Below are 19117 nucleotides of genomic sequence, written 5' to 3' on the forward strand. Positions count from 1 at the left end.
TTTCGACTCGCCCTTTTTGATTTAATAGCAATAATAAAAAAGAAAGAAGGAATAATCATGTTTAAACGCGTACATTTGATTGTCATGGATTCAGTAGGAATCGGTGAAGCGCCAGATGCTGAAAAATTTGGTGATAAAGGTTCAGATACACTAGGGCATATCGCAAAAGAAGCTGGTTTGACAATTCCTCATTTAGAACAGTTAGGATTAGGAACGATTCGCCCATTAGAAGGTGTCGAAGCGGTTAAAAACCACCAAGGCTATGCCACTAAATTAGAGGAAGTATCTGTAGGAAAAGATACAATGACCGGTCACTGGGAAATCATGGGTCTGAACATCAAGACACCATTCCGAGTATTTCCTAACGGTTTTCCTGATGAATTACTCAAACAAATCGAAGACTTCTCAGGACGCAAAATTGTTTGCAATCAACCATATAGTGGAACCGCTGTTATAGATGACTATGGTGAACATCAAATGAAAACTGGTGATTTGATCGTCTATACGTCCGCAGATCCAGTTCTACAAATTGCTGCGCATGAAGAAATTATTCCTTTAGAAGAACTTTATCGGATTTGTCAGTTCGTTCGTGACATTACTAAAGACGACCCATACATGATTGGTCGAATTATTGCGCGACCTTACGTTGGAGAACCTGGTAATTTTACTCGTACGAGCAACCGACATGATTACGCATTGGATCCATTCGGGCATACGGTTTTAGATTCATTAAAAGAAGCAGGAAAAGACGTTATCGCTGTTGGAAAAATCAACGATATCTTCAACGGTCAAGGGATTACAGAGTTCGTCCGTACGAAAAGCAACATGGATGGCGTTGACCAATTATTAAATGTGATGAAAAAAGAGTTTACAGGGATCAGTTTTACTAATTTAGTTGATTTTGATGCATTATTTGGACATCGTCGGGATGTTGTAGGTTATGCCCACGCAATTGAAGATTTTGATTTACGTATTCCCGAAATATTAGAGGCAATGGCAGAGGACGACTTACTGATGATTACTGCTGATCATGGAAACGATCCAACATTCCCTGGAACAGATCATACACGTGAATATGTACCATTATTAGTTTTCAGCAAAAAAATGCAAGGACAAGGAAGCTTGCCACAAGGCTACTATTCAGATATTGCAGCAACGATTGCTGAAAACTTCGATGTTCCTGCTACCGAAAACGGCGAAAGTTTCTTAAAACTTTTGAAATAGGAATGACAGACCACGTTTGAAAATTTGACCTGAAAAAGCGTAACTAAGATAGGTCAATCATTTTGTTCAAAGAGCCATCTTGCTTTAACAGTATCAATCAAGAGATGAAAAAGCCTTGTTAATCAGGCATACCTGTTTTTTTAGCTAGTCGAACGACAGGGCTTCTAACCTCTTGACTTCTGTAGAAAAAAATAGTTAATAGGAGAAAGTAAATGACCCAATTAAGCGAAATGTTACAAGAAACGACTCAATTTATTCTAGAAAAGGGCGTAAAAGAAATTGATTTTGGTTTGATCTTAGGTTCAGGTTTAGGAGAGTTAGCGGAAGAAATCGAGGAAGCAATCGTGATTCCTTATGACCAAATCCCATTTTTCCCAACATCAACAGTTGTCGGCCATGCTGGTCAATTAGTCTATGGTACCTTGTCTGGTAAAAAAGTTCTGGCAATGCAAGGACGATTCCATTTTTATGAAGGTCATTCAATGCAAACTGTTACTTATCCTGTGCGGGTAATGGCAGCATTAAAGGCTCATTCGGTGATTGTCACGAATGCAAGTGGTGGGGTAAATGAATCATTTGTTCCTGGCGATTTGATGTTGATTACTGATCATATCAACTTCACAGGTCAAAACCCATTGATTGGTCCTAACGAAGATGAGATCGGTCCACGCTTCCCTGATATGAGCGAGGCGTATACCTTAACTTACCGTGAAGTAGCCAAAGAGGCTGCGAGCCAATTAGATTTGACTCTTAAAGAAGGGGTATATATGGGCTATTCTGGACCAACATATGAAACACCTGCAGAGATTCGGATGTCACGTACGATGGGAGCAGATGCAGTCGGAATGTCCACTGTGCCAGAAGTGATCGTTGCAGCACATAGCGGATTGAAAGTTCTCGGCATTTCATGTATCACTAATTTAGCAGCAGGCATGCAAGCGAACCTTAACCATGAAGAAGTGGTGGAAACAACGCAACGTGTCAAACAATCATTTAAGGCATTGATTAAAGAAGTATTAGTATTACTATAACTGAATCAAGGAGAGTGTCAGATGAGCGTACACATTGAAGCAAAACAAGGAGAGATCGCTGATAAAATACTACTTCCAGGCGATCCTTTACGAGCAAAATATATTGCTGAAACATTTTTAGAAGATCCAGTATGTTACAACCAAGTTCGTGGGATGTTAGGTTTTACTGGAACCTACAAAGGCGAACGTGTTTCGGTACAAGGAACGGGGATGGGGATGCCGTCAGCGACGATCTATGCCCATGAATTGATTCATTCATACGGTGTGAAAAAATTGATACGAGTGGGCACATGTGGTGCATTATCTAAAGATGTCCATGTTCGTGATCTTGTTTTAGCTCAAGGAGCAGCTACTAGTTCTTCGATGATCGAGAAAAATTTCCAAGCCTTTCATTTTCCGCCGATCAGTGATTTTAATTTATTGTTGAAGGCGTATGAAATTTCAAAAGACAAAGGATTTACCACACATGTAGGGAATGTTCTCTCGGAAGATTCATTTTATAAAGATGATTCAACAGAAACGTTTAAATTAGCTGAATTAGGTGTGCTAGGTGTGGAAATGGAAGCAGCTGCTTTATACTATTTAGGAGCAAAATATCATGTCCAAACATTAGCAATCATGACGGTGAGTGACCATTTGCTTACCGGAGAAGAAACAACTGCAGAAGAACGACAAACGACATTTAACGAAATGATCGAAGTCGGATTAGAAACAGCAATCGCAGATTAATAAAAGAAGTGAGCGAGTGATTCAATTGAATCGCTTGCCCACTTTTTTTATTTATTATAAATAGTATTTTTTAGCAACTGTCAAGTCATCGTTTAATTCATAAACAAGTGGTTGACCAGTTGGAATTTCAAGATCCATGATATCTTCATCAGAAATTCCTTCGATGTGTTTTGCTAAAGCACGTAGAGAGTTACCATGTGCAGCTACTAAAACAGTTTTGTTGTCTAGTAAAGCTGGAGCAATTTCGTCTTGCCAGAATGGTAAAGCACGTTCTAAAGTAACTTTCAAGTTTTCGCCACCAGGAATATCGCGTTTGTCTAACATTGCATAACGACGATCGTTTGCAGCAGAACCTTCGTCACTTTCGTCCATCAATGGAGGAAGAGTGTCGTATGAACGACGCCAAATGTGTACTTGGTCATCTCCATATTTTTCAGCTGTTTCTTTTTTGTTCAATCCTTGTAATTTACCATAATGACGTTCGTTTAAGCGCCATGATTTGATTTGAGGAACCCAAAGTTGATCTGAGTGTTCTAAAATCAAATTACATGTTTTGATGGCACGAGTTAAAACTGAAGTGTAAGCAACATCAAATTCAATTCCAGCTTCTTTGATTTTGCGTCCGCCTTCTTTGGCTTCTTCGATTCCTTCTGGTGCTAAGTTTACGTCAGCCCAACCAGTAAATTGGTTTAATGCATTCCATTCACTAAGACCATGACGAGAAAAAACTAATTTTGGCATGTTTAGCTCTCCTTTAAAATAGGTTATATTTCTGAAAATTTCAGTTCTGCTTTATTGTACAATTTTTTTGACTAGATTTCCATTGAAAAATGAAGTTAATGAAAGGGAAAATCAGAAGATAGACAGATAAAAAAACAAAAATAATTCTTACAGTGACAGATAAACAGAGGTAGGTGGATCAATGGCTGCACTGTCATTGATCCACCTACCTATTCATTATATACAGTTGATTCGTCTTTAGCAGACAGTCTGCGTTTGTTGCGCCAATCCATTTTTAAATGAAAGAATATCAAGATGTAGGCAGTCGTTTAAGATAATTGCTGAATCTCTTTTTCTGGAAGATTGATATATTTATAACAGGTTCCGACTGATACACCACATTTAGTAGAAATTAATTGGATCGTTTCTTTTTTTTCATAATAAAGCCGACGAATTTTTTTAATTGTTTTTGGATCGATTTTTGGACGACCCCCGATTTTACCTTTTTTACGTGCTTCATCTAACCCGACAAGTGTCCGTTCCTTGATTAAAGAGCACTCCATAATGGCTAATCCTTCCATTAGTTGAAAATAGATTTTCCCCATCGGTGTACGCGTATCGATCTCTTCTTGGATACTAACTAGGTGTAAGCCACGATCTTTGAATAATTGTGTGAGTTCTGTTAGCTGACGAGTAGACTTCCCTAGACGATGAAGTTGACAGATAACTAAAGTATCGCCTTGTCGCATTTCCTTGATTACTTTTTCTAAACAAATATTATTAGACACCGCATCTTTAGACTTGTATGTCTCGTGAAAAATCTCCTGACAACCAAAATTAGAGAGTTGCTCCACTTGTGTTGTAAGATCAACATCATTTATGGTTGTGCGTGCATAACCAATAATCTTCATGGTGATTCCTTTCTAGCAATGATTTTCTGTCTATAGATAACAGTAAAAATGTAGCATAAAGTCCATTGAAAAGATAGTTTTTTTATGTTTTTAAAATGAACTATTTTTGCTAATTTTTATAACTAATATCAGGGTTGTTATTTTTGATGAGGTGAGTCGATAATTGATACGCCTTGTGCGGAGCCGACAACGACTTTTGAAACCATATTTAAAAACAGTCCATGTTCAACGACACCAACCAGTTGATCAAGGTACGTTGCTAAAGCTTCAGGGTCATTGATCACTTCTAAATGTAAGTCAATAATGTAATGACCACTGTCCGTTTTGACTATCTGACCTGTTTCGGTTTGACGTAAAACAGGTTGGTAACCTTTCTCATCAAAGATCCGCATCAATTGTTGAGCGCCATAAGGAATCACTTCTACTGGAAGAGGGAACTGCCCAAGTTGCTCCACTAATTTTGATTCATCAACGATCCAAATGACTTGTTTTGAATACGTAGCAACAATTTTTTCAAAAAGTAATGCTGCGCCACCACCTTTAATTCCTTGAAATGCTTTACTGATTTCATCAGCACCATCGATCGTGAGATCAACTACGGGTACTTCATCAATACTCTTAAGAGGGATACCTAATTTTTCTGCTTGTTCTTTAGTGGCATTCGATGTAGTGACACCAGTGATGTTTAATCCTTCTTCACGCATTCTTCTACCAATTTCTTCTACCATATAATAGGCTGTAGAACCGGTACCCAAACCAACGATCATTCCGTCCTTCACAAATTTAGCTGCTTCAATTCCAGCTGCTTGTTTCAAATTCATCTGTTGTTCCCACCTTTTCTTTCGTCTCTATTCATAGCTATTTTATATTGAATGATTGGAAAAAGATAGCGTCCTTTTTTTAATTTCAAATGGCTAAAAAAAATACATAACACTGGTTGACAGAGTACTTTATTCATGATATCCTAACCAAGGTGCTTTATCTACAGGTCTCTGGTAAAGAGACGTGCTGACTGTTTATCAAAGCATATTTGATAAAGATGCAGAATTGCATTTATTTTTTATCGCAAAAAAAGAACCACCTGGATGTGTGGAACTAGACGCGAATCGTGGGAAGGAGGAAACAAGGAATGCCTACAATTAACCAATTAGTACGTAAACCTCGTAAATCAAAGGTGGAAAAATCTAATTCACCTGCTTTGAACAAAGGATATAACAGCTTTAAGAAAACTCAAACAAACGTGAACTCTCCTCAAAAACGTGGGGTAGCAACACGTGTGGGTACAATGACACCTAAAAAACCGAACTCAGCTTTACGTAAATATGCTCGTGTTCGTTTGTCAAACTTAATTGAAGTTACTGCTTATATCCCAGGGATTGGTCACAACTTACAAGAACATAGCGTAGTATTACTACGTGGTGGACGTGTAAAAGACTTACCAGGGGTACGTTACCATATCGTTCGTGGTGCACTTGATACAGCTGGTGTAAACGACCGTAAACAAAGCCGTTCTAAATACGGTACTAAAAAACCTAAAGCTTAATTTTAATTATTAAACAAATGAAACTTGTTCTTACTATGTTAAGAGAGTAAGGCAATTACTATGAAGAATATTTCGGAAGGAGGAGTTACGGATGCCACGTAAAGGTCCTGTTGCAAAACGTGATGTTTTACCAGATCCTATTTATAACTCAAAATTAGTAACTCGCTTGATCAACCGTGTAATGGTTGACGGAAAACGCGGTGTTGCAGCTAGTATTATTTATAACGCCTTTGATTTGATTAAAGAATCTACAGGTAATGATCCATTAGAAGTGTTTGAACAAGCTATGAAAAATGTTATGCCTGTTCTTGAAGTTAAAGCACGTCGTGTTGGGGGTTCAAACTATCAAGTACCAGTTGAAGTTCGCCCTGAACGTCGTACAACTTTAGCTCTTCGTTGGGTAGTAAACTACGCTCGCTTGCGCGGTGAACACACAATGGAAGAACGCTTAGCAAAAGAAATCATGGATGCTGCAAACAACACTGGTGCTTCTGTTAAAAAACGTGAAGACACTCATAAAATGGCTGATGCCAACCGTGCATTTGCTCATTATCGTTGGTAAGATCCTCTCTGCCTGTTGGGTTAAACGACAGCAGAAAGTCAATTTACAATCGATTTAAATAAAGAGAGGAGTAAGAAAATGGCAAGAGAATTTTCGCTAGAAAAAACTCGTAATATTGGTATCATGGCTCACGTTGATGCAGGTAAAACTACAACAACAGAGCGTATCTTGTACTATACTGGTAAAATCCATAAAATTGGTGAAACCCACGAAGGAGCTTCACAAATGGACTGGATGGAACAAGAACAAGAACGTGGTATCACAATTACATCTGCTGCGACTACAGCGCAGTGGAAAGGTTACCGTGTAAACATCATCGACACACCAGGACACGTAGACTTCACAATTGAAGTTCAACGTTCTCTACGTGTATTAGATGGTGCGGTAACTGTACTTGACTCACAGTCAGGTGTTGAACCTCAAACTGAAACAGTTTGGCGTCAAGCAACTGAGTACCGAGTGCCTCGTATCGTATTCTGTAACAAAATGGATAAAATCGGTGCGGACTTCTTGTACTCAGTAAAATCATTGCATGATCGTTTGCAAGCAAACGCGCATCCAATCCAATTGCCAATCGGTGCTGAAGAAAACTTCACTGGTATCATCGACTTGGTTAAAATGAAAGCTGAAATCTATACAAATGACTTAGGAACAGATATTCAAGAAACTGAAATTCCTGAAGAATATTTAGAACAAGCTCAAGAATGGCGCGAAAAATTAGTCGAAGCTGTTGCTGAAACAGACGAAGAACTAATGATGAAATATCTTGAAGGTGAAGAAATCACACAAGAAGAATTGATTGCTGGTATCCGCCGTGCAACAATTAATGTTGAATTCTTCCCTGTATTAGCTGGTTCAGCGTTCAAGAACAAAGGGGTTCAATTAATGTTGGATGCCGTTCTTGATTACTTGCCTTCTCCAGTTGATATCGAAGCAATCAAAGGGATCGATACAAAAACAGACGAAGAAACAACACGTCCAGCTGACGATGAAGCTCCTTTTGCTTCATTAGCGTTTAAAGTAATGACTGATCCATTCGTAGGTCGTCTAACTTTCTTCCGTGTTTATTCTGGTGTCCTTGAAAGTGGTTCATATGTATTGAACGCTTCTAAAGGCAAAAAAGAACGTATCGGACGTATTCTACAAATGCACGCCAACACTCGTCAAGAAATTGATAAAGTGTACTCAGGTGATATCGCCGCTGCTGTTGGATTGAAAGATACAACAACTGGGGATACATTATGTGCATTAGACTCACCGGTTATTCTTGAGTCAATCGAATTCCCTGACCCAGTTATCCAAGTTGCTGTTGAACCTAAATCAAAAGCAGACCAAGATAAAATGGGTGTTGCGTTGCAAAAACTTGCTGAAGAAGATCCTTCATTCCGAGTTGAAACAAACGTTGAAACTGGTGAAACTGTTATCTCAGGTATGGGTGAGTTGCACTTAGACGTTTTAGTAGACCGTATGAAACGTGAATTTAAAGTTGAAGCAAACGTTGGTGCTCCACAAGTTTCATACCGTGAAACATTCCGTGAAGCAACAAAAGCTGAAGGTAAATTCGTACGTCAGTCTGGTGGTAAAGGTCAATACGGTCACGTATGGGTTGAATTTACACCAAACGAAGAAGGTAAAGGCTTCGAATTTGAAAATGCAATCGTCGGTGGGGTCGTTCCTCGTGAATACATCCCTGCTGTTGAAAAAGGACTAGAAGAATCTATGAATAACGGTGTTCTTGCTGGCTATCCATTAGTGGATATCAAAGCAAAACTTTACGATGGTTCATACCATGACGTCGATTCAAATGAAACAGCCTTCCGTGTTGCTGCATCTATGGCTTTAAGAGCTGCTGCAAAACACGCACGTCCTGTTATTTTAGAACCAATGATGAAAGTAACGATTACTGTTCCAGAAGATTACTTAGGTGATATCATGGGACACGTAACTAGCCGACGCGGTCGCGTTGAAGGTATGGAAGCACATGGTAACTCACAAATCGTTAATGCGATTGTTCCATTGGCTGAAATGTTCGGTTACGCAACAACATTGCGTTCAGCAACTCAAGGACGCGGTACATTTATGATGGTATTTGACCACTATGAAGATGTTCCTAAATCAGTCCAAGAAGAAATCATTAAGAAAAACGGCGGTAAAGCTGAATAATTTCTTAAAACAAGATCGTCTGTTTGACAGATTATCTAAAGAGACTGTATTTTTAATATAGTTTCGTGTAAAATAATTATCGATGATATGGGCATGTGATAGACTTTTGGTTTATCACATACCTATCAGACAAATAAAAAATATATTGTATTTTTAGGAGGACATTTTAAAATGGCAAAAGAAAAATTTGACCGTTCTAAACCACACGTTAACATTGGTACAATCGGACACGTTGACCACGGTAAAACAACTTTAACAGCAGCAATCACAACTGTACTATCTAAGAAAAACGGCGGCCAAGCTATGGCTTACGATCAAATCGATGGTGCTCCAGAAGAACGCGAACGCGGAATCACAATTTCAACAGCTCACGTTGAGTACGAAACTGACACTCGTCACTACGCTCACGTTGACTGCCCAGGACACGCGGACTACGTTAAAAACATGATCACTGGTGCTGCTCAAATGGACGGAGCTATCTTAGTAGTATCTGCTGCTGATGGTCCTATGCCTCAAACTCGTGAACATATCCTATTATCTCGTCAAGTTGGTGTTCCATATATCGTTGTATTCTTGAACAAAGTAGATATGGTTGACGACGAAGAATTACTAGAATTAGTTGAAATGGAAGTTCGTGACTTATTAACAGAATACGAATTCCCTGGTGACGATGTTCCTGTAGTTGCTGGTTCAGCTTTGAAAGCTTTAGAAGGCGACGCTTCATACGAAGAAAAAATCCTTGAATTGATGGCTGCAGTTGACGAATATATCCCAACTCCAGAACGTGACAACGACAAACCATTCATGATGCCAGTCGAAGACGTATTCTCAATCACTGGTCGTGGTACTGTTGCTACAGGTCGTGTTGAACGTGGACAAGTTCGCGTTGGTGACGTTGTAGATATCGTTGGTATCGCAGAAGAAACAGCTCAAACAACAGTTACTGGTGTTGAAATGTTCCGTAAATTATTAGACTACGCTGAAGCTGGAGACAACATTGGTGCTTTACTACGTGGTGTTGCACGTGAAGACATCCAACGTGGACAAGTTTTAGCTAAACCAGGTACAATCACACCTCATACAAAATTCTCTGCAGAAGTATACGTGTTGACAAAAGAAGAAGGTGGACGTCATACTCCATTCTTCACTAACTACCGTCCACAATTCTACTTCCGTACAACTGACGTAACAGGTGTTGTTGAATTACCAGAAGGAACTGAAATGGTTATGCCTGGCGACAACGTAACAATGGAAGTTGAATTAATCCACCCAATCGCTATCGAAAACGGTACTAAATTCTCAATCCGTGAAGGCGGACGTACAGTTGGTGCCGGTGTCGTTACTGAAATCAAAGCTTAATCTTTGATCAACTGAATTGTAAGCAACATTGTATTCGGACAATAAAAAGTCATGGTGTCATTAGACATCATGGCTTTTTTTATGGCTTATTTTAAACTTTATTGAGTAAATGAAAGCATTTTGTTTGACAAAAGGAAAAAAAGATGTTGACAAAAAAACGTTCCCTCGATAAAATTAAAGCGTTAACATATTTATTTTTCATGTGACTAGATCATACTAGGCATGGGAAGATTCCGTCGATAAGGAGACTTTGGTGGAATTTTTCTATGCTTTTTTTGTTGTCAAGCTTAAGATTGATAAAGGATGATTGGTCCATGAAGTAACTTTAATTCTGCAGAAAAAGGGTTATTATTATGAAAATCAAAAAGATTTTTAATCAAAATGCGGTCTTAGTCGATGACGATGGACAAGAAAAGGTCGCAATTGGTAAAGGTGTTGGATTCGATAAAAAGCGCAATGACTTGATTTTTCATCGAGAAATTGAGCGGATGTTTGTGATGGAGCCAGAAAGTCAAATGAAACTACAAAGTTTGCTGAATCAAATTGACGAAAAGTTTCTTTTTGCTGCTGAACACATTATTGATCATGCAGAAACAGTTTTAATGAAAAAGCTGAATGAGCATGTGTTGATCGCGTTAACGGATCATATTGCTTTTGCTGCTGAAAATATTCGTAATGGAATTGTTATTCGAAATAAATTACTGCGAGAAATCGAGGCGCTGTACCACGAAGAATTTAGTATTGCGCAATGGGCAGTTGATTATTTGAATCACACTTTAGCTATTCCTTATACATATGATGAAGCGGGTTATATAGCGATACATATCCATAGTGGTCATAGCGGACAAACTAGTAATCATCGTAGCATTCGCGAAGTCACGATCGTGTCGGAAATTATCCAGTTGATTGAAAAAGAGCTGAGGATCGATATCCATTCCGAACAAATGGCACTGAATTATTCTCGTTTAGTAAACCATCTTCGGTTGTTGATCCAACGGTATCACAATCAGCAGTATGCGGTCTTAGACGAGGAGATTATTGAGATAGTCAAACGAAAATATTCAGGAAGTTATGCAGTCGCAAAAAAAATTCGAGTACTTTTAACTAAACAATATCAAATGTCTATTACAAGCGAAGAACTTGGTTATTTAGTTATTCATATCGAACGCTTGCGAGGGACAACAGAATAGGAGAACAAAATGAAAACATACTTACAACGAATGGGACGTTCCTTGATGTTACCAGTAGCAACCCTACCAGTAGCTGCTTTATTCATGGGGATTGGTTATTGGATCGATCCGACTGGTTGGGGTGGCAATAACATTTTTGCCGCTTTTATGATCAAAGCTGGAGGAACAGTCTTAGATAATTTAGGAATCATTTTTGCTGTTGGGTTAGCATTGGGGATGTCTAAAGACAAAGATGGTTCATCAGCATTGGCAGGATTGATCGCCTTTTTAGCACCAGTCACATTAGTCAATAGTGCTTCTGTCGCATTGTTTACTAAAGTGGATGTTGAAAAAGTGAATATCGCTTTTGATGCAATCAATAATAAAAATGTATTTATTGGAATTTTGGCAGGCTTAGTCGCTGGTGCAATGTATAATCGCTTCAGCGGAGTTAAATTGCCAATGGCGTTATCTTTCTTTAGTGGAAAACGAGCAGTACCGATCGTAACAGCTGGTTTAATGGCAATTATTTCTGCTTTATTGATTTTTGTTTGGCCACCAGTTTATGATACATTGGTTAGTTTCGGTGAATTGATCTCTGGAATGGGCGCGTTAGGTGCTGGTCTATATGGCTTCTTCAACCGTTTGCTGATTCCAACTGGTTTACACCATGCACTGAACAATGTTTTTTGGTTCAATTTGGCTGGAATTGATGATATCGGTAAATTCTGGGCAAGTGAAGGGGTAAAAGGAGTCACCGGTATGTATCAAGCTGGATTCTTCCCGGTCATGATGTTTGGGTTACCTGCTGGTGCACTTGCTATCTATCAATGTGCGCGACCAGAAAAGAAAAAAGTGACTGCATCTTTGATGTTAGCTGCCGCTTTCGCTTCTTTCTTTACAGGAGTGACTGAACCGTTAGAATTTTCATTTATGTTTGTCGCTTGGCCATTGTACGTCGTTCATGCTGCTTTAACAGGGATTTCGATGTTTATCGCAGCAACCTTCCATTGGACAGCGGGCTTTAATTTCAGCGCCGGCTTTATTGATTTCTTTTTAAGCTTACGTGTACCTATTGCCAATCAACCATTAATGCTATTGGTATTAGGCTTGGCGATGGGTGTGATTTATTACTTTACATTTTTATTTGTCATCAAAAAATTCAATTTGATGACGCCGGGGCGTGAAGAAGATACTGGAGTTGCAGAAAATGGGGAAGTAGGAACAGTGCCAACTGGTGACAATCGATTTGCCACGCTAGCTAATCAACTTTATCAAGCATTAGGTGGTGCAGCGAACGTTGTTTCCATTGACAATTGCACGACACGTTTACGCTTGTATGTAAAAGATACGGCAAAAGTTGATCAAGGGAAAATCAAAGCGACTGGCGTTCCAGGTCTGAAAGTAATTGATGCCAAAAATATTCAAGTGATCGTTGGAACGGAAGTCCAATTTGTTGCAGATGAAATGAAAAAAATTCATGGAAGTAGCAGCAAAGGAACTGCTCAGTCCACGCCTACTGTGACAACCAAAACAGTCGTTGATCCACAAAACCAAGATATTTTTGCGGTAGCAAATGGGAAGCTAATGCCAATCACAGAAGTGGCAGATGATGTCTTTTCACAAAAAATGATGGGAGACGGGTTTGCGGTTCTACCAACGAATGGCGAAGTGTTTGCTCCAATCGCTGGTACGATTATCAATATTTTTCCAACGAAACATGCAGTTGGTATCAAAACGGAATCAGGAATTGAAGTTCTCTTGCATATGGGGATCGATACCGTGAACTTAAAAGGAGCGCCTTTTACGATCTACGTTGAAGAGGGACAAAAAGTCGCACGTGGTCAATTAATTGCAACCATGGACTTGGTGGCACTACAATCGGCAAACAAACAATCAGATCTGATCGTTGCTTTTACCAATGGTGAAAAAGTGGCGAAGCTAACGATGGATGCTAGTGGGGTAGTTAAAGCAAATGCTGTGATTGGTCATGTTAAGAGTAATTAAGGAAGAAAACTACTGACACCAATCAATAGTTGCTTATTTTTATCGTTTCGTCTATTCATCACTTTTATGTACTCTGATGTATCATGTAAAACACCGAAGACAGGTTTTTGCCTGCTTCGGTGTTTTTTGTCTTTTTTGCCACTTTTTGTAAACGCTTTTAAAAATGTCCAGAGTAATGGACAGAACAAAAAATGAGTTGTCAGAAAATTCCGTTATAGTATAAACAAGGAGGTTGAACAAATGCAGCTAAGCAAAAGAGAGAAAGAAATGGTCGAATACTTTGTTAAACATGGCTTATCCCTTACAGCTCAGGAGTTAGCTGAATTTGCCCATGTTTCTACGAAAACGGTCTACCGTACGATTAAAAAGATAAATGATGTGTCTGAAAACGGGGAAATCATTTTGGCAGAGGCAGGCAAAGGATTTCGGTTAGACTACGATAAATATTTAAATGTGAGTGCAACGCATAATGAAAGTCGAACGAGTCAAGGACCTTTGGAAAGAAGAAATGCGATTTTGCTTAATTTGTTGTTTAAGGCACCCAAGAAGTTATTAATCAATGAATTGTTCCATCCGTATTATGTGAGTGATCCGGTAATTAGTAATGATTTGGCTAAGATCAGTTTATTTTTAATGAAAAACCACCTCCAACTTAAACGACAAGGTACCCGAATTGGTATCGAAGGAACAGAAAAACATATTCGTAAAGTAGTGAATATGCTATTAAGTATCCATTTATTGGAAGATAAACAAGTGGTTCCTAGTCACCCAATGATCAGCTCATTTGATATCAATTTTATTACTTCGATCGTTGAGTTTATCGAACAAAAACTAGTCAGCCGAATTGCATATCCATATGCAATGAATATTTTTTCTCATATTTATATCTTAGTCAAACGCTTCCGTGAAGGGGTCGTGTATTTAGAAGAAGATACGTGGGATTTAGATGAAGAAGATCAGGCGTTGATCCATTATAACCAGGAACTGTACCAACTATCAAAGCAAGTCATGCACAAATTAGGTCAATATTTAAATACGACTCTCCCTGAAAGTGAAACTTTTTATCTTTTTCAATACTTGATTTCCTCCAGGATCGAAAATGGTTCGATTAAACATCAAAATATCTCAAATGAAGCTGAAGAAATCACCCGTTTTTTTTCTGCTACGATGAGCCGGCTCATGGGAGTGGCGATTGATCAAGAACGAAACCGACATGATTTGTATAGTCACATTCAGCCGCTATTGTATCGATTAAAACATGAGATCACAATCAAAAATGATTTATTGCACGATATTGAATTAGAGTACCAGGAAACGTTTCAATTAGTAGAATTTGTCAGTAAAATGGTCCAAAAAAAATTTCATACAAACCATATATCCAAAGATGAAATTGGATTTTTAACATTATACTTTGTGAGATACAAAGAGTTAGCCCCAATAAAAAAACGTGTATTGATCATGTGTAGTAGTGGTGTTGGAACTTCAGAACTATTGAAAGTCAAAGTAAAAAAAGCCTTTCCTGAATTAGAGATTATTGCTGTTTTATCTTCTCGGCAGTACCAGAAAAACCAAGCGGAATTTAGTAAGATCGATTTGATTTTAACAACGGTTTGTTTGAATGAGCCACCGAAGATTCCCACGATATTAGTAAACTCAGTATTTACCAAGCAAGACGAAAAACGTGTGAAGCAAATGTTAGGAGAGATGTGAAATGGTTACAAAACAGGTAATGTCAGAATTTAGTATCGCAAATGTGATTACAGAAAAACTGATACGTTTAGAAATGAAAGCGAAAACAAAAAAAGAAGCGATTCTCGAATTAAGTGAATTACTAAAAGAAAACGGCATTATCAAAGATGTTGATGATTTTTCATCAGATGTCTTTCAACGGGAGAAAGAAGGAATCACAGGGATTGGAAACGGTGTGGCGATTCCCCACGGAAAATCAGCGAGTGTCATTCAGACTTCTTTGGTTGTGGGTAAAGTCGAGACCCCGATCCCTTGGGAATCATTAGATGAGCAGCCTGTAAAGGTCATTATCTTATTTGCAGTAAAAGATACAGATGCCAATACCGTTCATATCAAATTATTACAAAAAGTAGCAATGTTATTAGCAGAAGATACCATTATCGAAAAAATGAATCAGGCAACTAGTAAAGCAGAATTAATGGAACTATTAGCAAAAGAACCAACTGTCTAAAAGAAAAGGAGGAAGAAAAAATGAAGATCGTCGGAGTAGCAGCCTGTACTTCAGGAATTGCACATACGTATATTGCCAAACAAAAATTAGAAAAAGCAGCAAAAGCATTAGGACATGAAGTGCACATCGAAACACAAGGAACAATTGGTACAGAAGACGAGTTATCGAAGGAGGAGATCAAGCAGGCAGATGTCGTCATTATTGCAGCAGATATCAAAATTGGTGGCAAGGAGCGGTTCAAAGGAAAAAAAGTGATTGAGATTCCTACGAACATGGTCATTAAAGCACCGAAAGGGTTGATTACTAAAATTGAAGAAGAACTCAGTAAAACATAAAAGGAGAGGAATTGGATGCTTCGTCAACTACAATTAAAAAAGCATGCACTGACAGCTATTTCATACATGTTACCAGTTGTTGTGACCGCTGGACTCTTGATCGCTATTGGGAATTTAACAGGTGGGCAAGTCATCAATGATTATCAAACGTCTTATTCTGTACCCGATGCCTTAGTTTCTCTAGGGGTTTTGGGCATGGGATTATTGGCTCCAGTGATTTCTGCAGCGATTGCCTATTCCATTGCCGATCGCCCAGGGATTGGTCCAGGTTTGTTTATGGGGTTAATTGCCAATGCCATTGGCGCAGGTTTTTTAGGTGGTATGTTAGGCGGTTACTTGGTGGGGTTCTTTGTCCTGTTATTGGTGAAATATCTCAAAGTTCCTAAGTGGGCACAAGGATTGATGCCGATGATGATCATCCCACTGTTAGCGACCCTTAGTATCGGTTTATTGATGTTTTTCGTGGTAGGTGTGCCGATTGTTTGGGCAACAGAAGCGATGACCGATTTTTTACAAGGACTACAAGGTTCTGGGAAATTCCTCTTTGGGTCAATTGTCGGTGGGATGGCTGCCTTTGATTTTGGTGGACCAGTCAATAAGGTAGCCTCATTGTTTGCTGATGGGATGCTTTTGGAAGGTGTGCAAGAACCAGAAGCTGTGAAAGTGTTAGCGTCAATGGTTCCGCCTTTCGGTGTCACCATTTCATGGGTTTTATCTAAGTTATTTCGGCAAACAAAATATTCAAAAGAAGAAGAAAACAACATTAAGATTGCTTTTCCGATGGGACTTTGCATGATTACGGAAGGCGTTATCCCCTTAGCGGCAGTTGATCCGCTTCGTGTGATCATTTCGTGTACAGCTGGTGCAGCGATTGGCGGAGGTTTGAGTATGTCGTGGGGAATTGGGTCACCAGTTCCTTCTGGTGGGGTCTTTATTATCCCAGCAATGACGGATCCGTTAAAGTTTACCTTTGCCTTATTGATTGGTTCTGCAGTTACCGGCATTCTATTGTTTGTTTTGAAAAAGGCGCCAGCTGAACACCCTGTCGTAGAGGAAGAAGAGGAAGAAGTAGATTTTTCTTCTATTAAATTATCTTAAAAACTGCAGAGAGAAGGATTTGATATGTATGTGTCAATGAAAGAGATGCTCAAAAAAGCAAATCAAGAAAACTATGCTGTCATGGCGATCAATTGCTTTAATCTAGAAACAACTAAAGCAACGATCCAAGCTGCTGAGGAATTACATGCGCCGATCATCATAGATTTATTGCAAGATCACTTAAAGCAACACATCAATTATCATTATTTAACGAAGCCCATCATCCGTATGGCACAGGATGCCAAAGTCGAAGTAGCGATTAATCTAGATCATGGTCAAGACATCGCATTTGTCAAACAGTGCTTACAAGAAGGATTTTCCAGCGTCATGATGGATGCTTCGATGTATCCCTTGGATCAGAATATCGAAATAACGAGAGCGATGGTTCAATTTGCCCAAACGTATGATGCGAGCGTAGAAGCAGAAGTAGGAAATATGGGGGCAGTCACAGGCGACCATTTTACAGATGATGCCATGTGTACGGACCCAGCAGAAGCAATCCGATTGATCAATGAAACGGGTGTGGACTGCTTAGCGATTTCCTATGGCTCCAGTCACGGAGATTATCCTAAAGGGTACAAACCACGTTTTCGTTTCGATATTGTCCAAGAAATAAAAGAGAAGACTCAACTTCCGTTAGTTTTACATGGGGGGTCAGGAGCGGGAAAAGACAACATTCGCCAATCCATTGAGTTAGGAATCAATAAGATTAATGTTGGTTCTGATTTTATGAAGGCGCAACAACAAAGATGCCAACAGCTTCTACAACAGGAGCCAACGATCGAATACCCCACTCTCATCCAACAAACAGTCATAGCAGGAAAAGAGTTAGTTCAGCAATACATTCAACTATCAGGTTCAACCAATAAATCATAGAAATGGAGAAAATAGACGATGTTAATCAATATGAATCAAATGTTAGAAATTGCCAAGGAAAATCATTTTGCAGTAGGGGCGTTTAACGTTGCTGACAGCAACTTTTTACGAGTAGTCATTGAGGCGGCAGAAGAAAATGATGCACCCGCAATCATTGCAGTCCATCCGACAGAATTAGACTTTACCAAAGATGAGTTTTTCCAATATGCAGTGAGCCGAGCGAAAAACAGCGCTGTGCCTTTCGTTATCCATATGGATCATGGCGATAGCTTAGCAAGTATCATGCGAGGGATTCATTGTGGGTTTAGTTCAGTTATGATCGACGGCTCCTTGTTGCCATTTGAAGAAAATATTGCACTAACAAAAGAAGTGGTAGATGTTTGCCATAAGATCGGGGTTTCGGTTGAAGGCGAACTAGGAACGATTGGTAACACGGGTACTTCAGTAGAAGGCGGTGTATCGGAAGTCATTTATACGAAGCCGGAAGATGCACAGGAATTTGTGGAACGTACAGGAATCGATTCGTTAGCGGTGGCAATCGGAACCGCTCATGGTATCTATCCAAAAGATGTCAAGCCAGCATTGAAAATGGATGTTTTAACAAGTATTAAAGAAAAAGTAACCATTCCGCTAGTTTTACATGGAGGATCTGCTAACCCAGACGAAGAAATTGCAAAAGCAGTGCAAATCGGTATTCAGAAAGTCAATATTTCATCCGACTATAAATATGCTTTTTATAAAAAGTGTCGTGAAATCTTAGCTACAACAGAGCTATGGGATCCAAATGCCATTTATCCTGAATGTATCGCAGCAGCAAAAGAAGTGGTGAAGCAAAAGATGGAACTCTTCCATTCAATCAACCAAGCAAAAGTCTATCGTCAAGCGAATATTCAACCTTGGCGACAAGAACAGAACTAAAAAAAATAATCCAAACTTTGTTTTTCAAGAAAAGTGTATGGCTTAGATCGTCTATCACTTCCGATAGTTAATAGAATAAAAAACCGTAGAAACCAACATAATTGGGGGTTCTGCGGTTTTTTTGAATAACTGAAGATAGGCGAACTACTATAGGAAGGAAGTTTAGTAGAAATAAAATGTGACATTTAAGGATAAGAGGCATCTAAAGTTATCTAAATGAAAACTTATGAAAACAAATTGTTTTTTACAGGAAAAAAGCCTTGCTTTGTGGA

Annotated in this window: 18 protein-coding genes; 15 read left to right on the top strand and 3 right to left on the bottom strand. The window is 39.0% G+C overall.

Annotation, left to right across the window (positions count from 1 at the left end):
* Positions 1 to 57: 57 nt before the first annotated feature.
* From deoB to deoD, 3 genes are all read left to right on the top strand, one after another.
* On the top strand, positions 58 to 1224 hold the full coding sequence (gene deoB / locus IGJ32_RS00220) for a phosphopentomutase (RefSeq protein WP_010720467.1): 1167 nt from the start codon (positions 58 to 60) through the stop codon (positions 1222 to 1224).
* Between the two features lie 212 nt (positions 1225 to 1436).
* Positions 1437 to 2255 carry a purine-nucleoside phosphorylase gene (locus tag IGJ32_RS00225; protein ID WP_010736792.1) on the top strand — a complete coding sequence of 273 codons (819 nt, stop codon included), beginning with the start codon at positions 1437 to 1439 and terminating at the stop codon, positions 2253 to 2255.
* A 21-nt stretch (positions 2256 to 2276) separates the two neighbouring features.
* Positions 2277 to 2984, top strand: a complete 708-nt coding sequence (gene deoD / locus IGJ32_RS00230) for a purine-nucleoside phosphorylase (protein ID WP_010720465.1) — start codon at positions 2277 to 2279, stop codon at positions 2982 to 2984.
* A 54-nt stretch (positions 2985 to 3038) separates the two neighbouring features.
* Here the strand turns inward: deoD and gpmA are convergent, their stop codons facing one another.
* From gpmA to rpiA, 3 genes are all read right to left on the bottom strand, one after another.
* Complete coding sequence (gpmA, locus tag IGJ32_RS00235) at positions 3039 to 3725, bottom strand: 2,3-diphosphoglycerate-dependent phosphoglycerate mutase (protein ID WP_010720464.1); 687 nt, start codon at positions 3723 to 3725, stop codon at positions 3039 to 3041.
* Between the two features lie 308 nt (positions 3726 to 4033).
* Positions 4034 to 4615 (bottom strand): recombinase family protein, encoded by a 582-nt coding sequence (locus IGJ32_RS00240; RefSeq protein WP_010720463.1) that lies wholly within the window; start codon positions 4613 to 4615, stop codon positions 4034 to 4036.
* Between the two features lie 137 nt (positions 4616 to 4752).
* Positions 4753 to 5436 (bottom strand): ribose-5-phosphate isomerase RpiA, encoded by a 684-nt coding sequence (rpiA, locus tag IGJ32_RS00245; protein WP_010736793.1) that lies wholly within the window; start codon positions 5434 to 5436, stop codon positions 4753 to 4755.
* Between the two features lie 308 nt (positions 5437 to 5744).
* Here rpiA and rpsL point away from each other — a divergent pair, with 308 nt between their 5' ends.
* The 12 genes from rpsL to IGJ32_RS00305 all read left to right on the top strand — a co-directional run bounded on the left by rpsL (position 5745) and on the right by IGJ32_RS00305 (position 18845).
* Positions 5745 to 6158 carry a 30S ribosomal protein S12 gene (gene rpsL / locus IGJ32_RS00250; RefSeq protein ID WP_002294318.1) on the top strand — a complete coding sequence of 138 codons (414 nt, stop codon included), beginning with the start codon at positions 5745 to 5747 and terminating at the stop codon, positions 6156 to 6158.
* A 91-nt stretch (positions 6159 to 6249) separates the two neighbouring features.
* Positions 6250 to 6720, top strand: coding sequence for a 30S ribosomal protein S7 (gene rpsG, locus IGJ32_RS00255; protein ID WP_010720461.1), 471 nt, complete (start codon positions 6250 to 6252; stop codon positions 6718 to 6720).
* Positions 6721 to 6798: 78 nt separating this feature from the next.
* Positions 6799 to 8883 carry an elongation factor G gene (gene fusA / locus IGJ32_RS00260; protein ID WP_010720460.1) on the top strand — a complete coding sequence of 695 codons (2085 nt, stop codon included), beginning with the start codon at positions 6799 to 6801 and terminating at the stop codon, positions 8881 to 8883.
* Between the two features lie 171 nt (positions 8884 to 9054).
* On the top strand, positions 9055 to 10242 hold the full coding sequence (tuf, locus tag IGJ32_RS00265; protein WP_010720459.1) for an elongation factor Tu: 1188 nt from the start codon (positions 9055 to 9057) through the stop codon (positions 10240 to 10242).
* A 353-nt stretch (positions 10243 to 10595) separates the two neighbouring features.
* A complete protein-coding gene (locus IGJ32_RS00270) occupies positions 10596 to 11432 on the top strand; it encodes a PRD domain-containing protein (RefSeq protein ID WP_373169113.1) in 837 nt (278 codons plus the stop codon).
* Between the two features lie 9 nt (positions 11433 to 11441).
* Positions 11442 to 13418 (top strand): N-acetylglucosamine-specific PTS transporter subunit IIBC, encoded by a 1977-nt coding sequence (gene nagE / locus IGJ32_RS00275; RefSeq protein ID WP_228197575.1) that lies wholly within the window; start codon positions 11442 to 11444, stop codon positions 13416 to 13418.
* Positions 13419 to 13658: 240 nt separating this feature from the next.
* On the top strand, positions 13659 to 15128 hold the full coding sequence (locus tag IGJ32_RS00280; RefSeq protein WP_126342727.1) for a BglG family transcription antiterminator: 1470 nt from the start codon (positions 13659 to 13661) through the stop codon (positions 15126 to 15128).
* Position 15129: 1 nt separating this feature from the next.
* The gene (locus IGJ32_RS00285; protein ID WP_053766556.1) at positions 15130 to 15618 is read left to right on the top strand and encodes a PTS sugar transporter subunit IIA; all 489 of its coding nucleotides are present in this window, start codon (positions 15130 to 15132) and stop codon (positions 15616 to 15618) included.
* A gap of 20 nt (positions 15619 to 15638) precedes the next feature.
* The gene (locus IGJ32_RS00290; protein WP_342081892.1) at positions 15639 to 15953 is read left to right on the top strand and encodes a PTS fructose transporter subunit IIB; all 315 of its coding nucleotides are present in this window, start codon (positions 15639 to 15641) and stop codon (positions 15951 to 15953) included.
* A gap of 15 nt (positions 15954 to 15968) precedes the next feature.
* A complete protein-coding gene (locus IGJ32_RS00295; protein ID WP_126342725.1) occupies positions 15969 to 17051 on the top strand; it encodes a PTS fructose transporter subunit IIC in 1083 nt (360 codons plus the stop codon).
* Positions 17052 to 17075: 24 nt separating this feature from the next.
* On the top strand, positions 17076 to 17927 hold the full coding sequence (locus IGJ32_RS00300) for a class II fructose-bisphosphate aldolase (protein WP_342081893.1): 852 nt from the start codon (positions 17076 to 17078) through the stop codon (positions 17925 to 17927).
* An 18-nt stretch (positions 17928 to 17945) separates the two neighbouring features.
* Complete coding sequence (locus IGJ32_RS00305) at positions 17946 to 18845, top strand: ketose-bisphosphate aldolase (protein ID WP_034697718.1); 900 nt, start codon at positions 17946 to 17948, stop codon at positions 18843 to 18845.
* Positions 18846 to 19117 lie beyond the last annotated feature (272 nt).

Origin of the sequence: Enterococcus sp. DIV1639a (assembly GCF_050530445.1) — a bacterium.
GTDB lineage: Bacteria > Bacillota > Bacilli > Lactobacillales > Enterococcaceae > Enterococcus_B > Enterococcus_B hirae.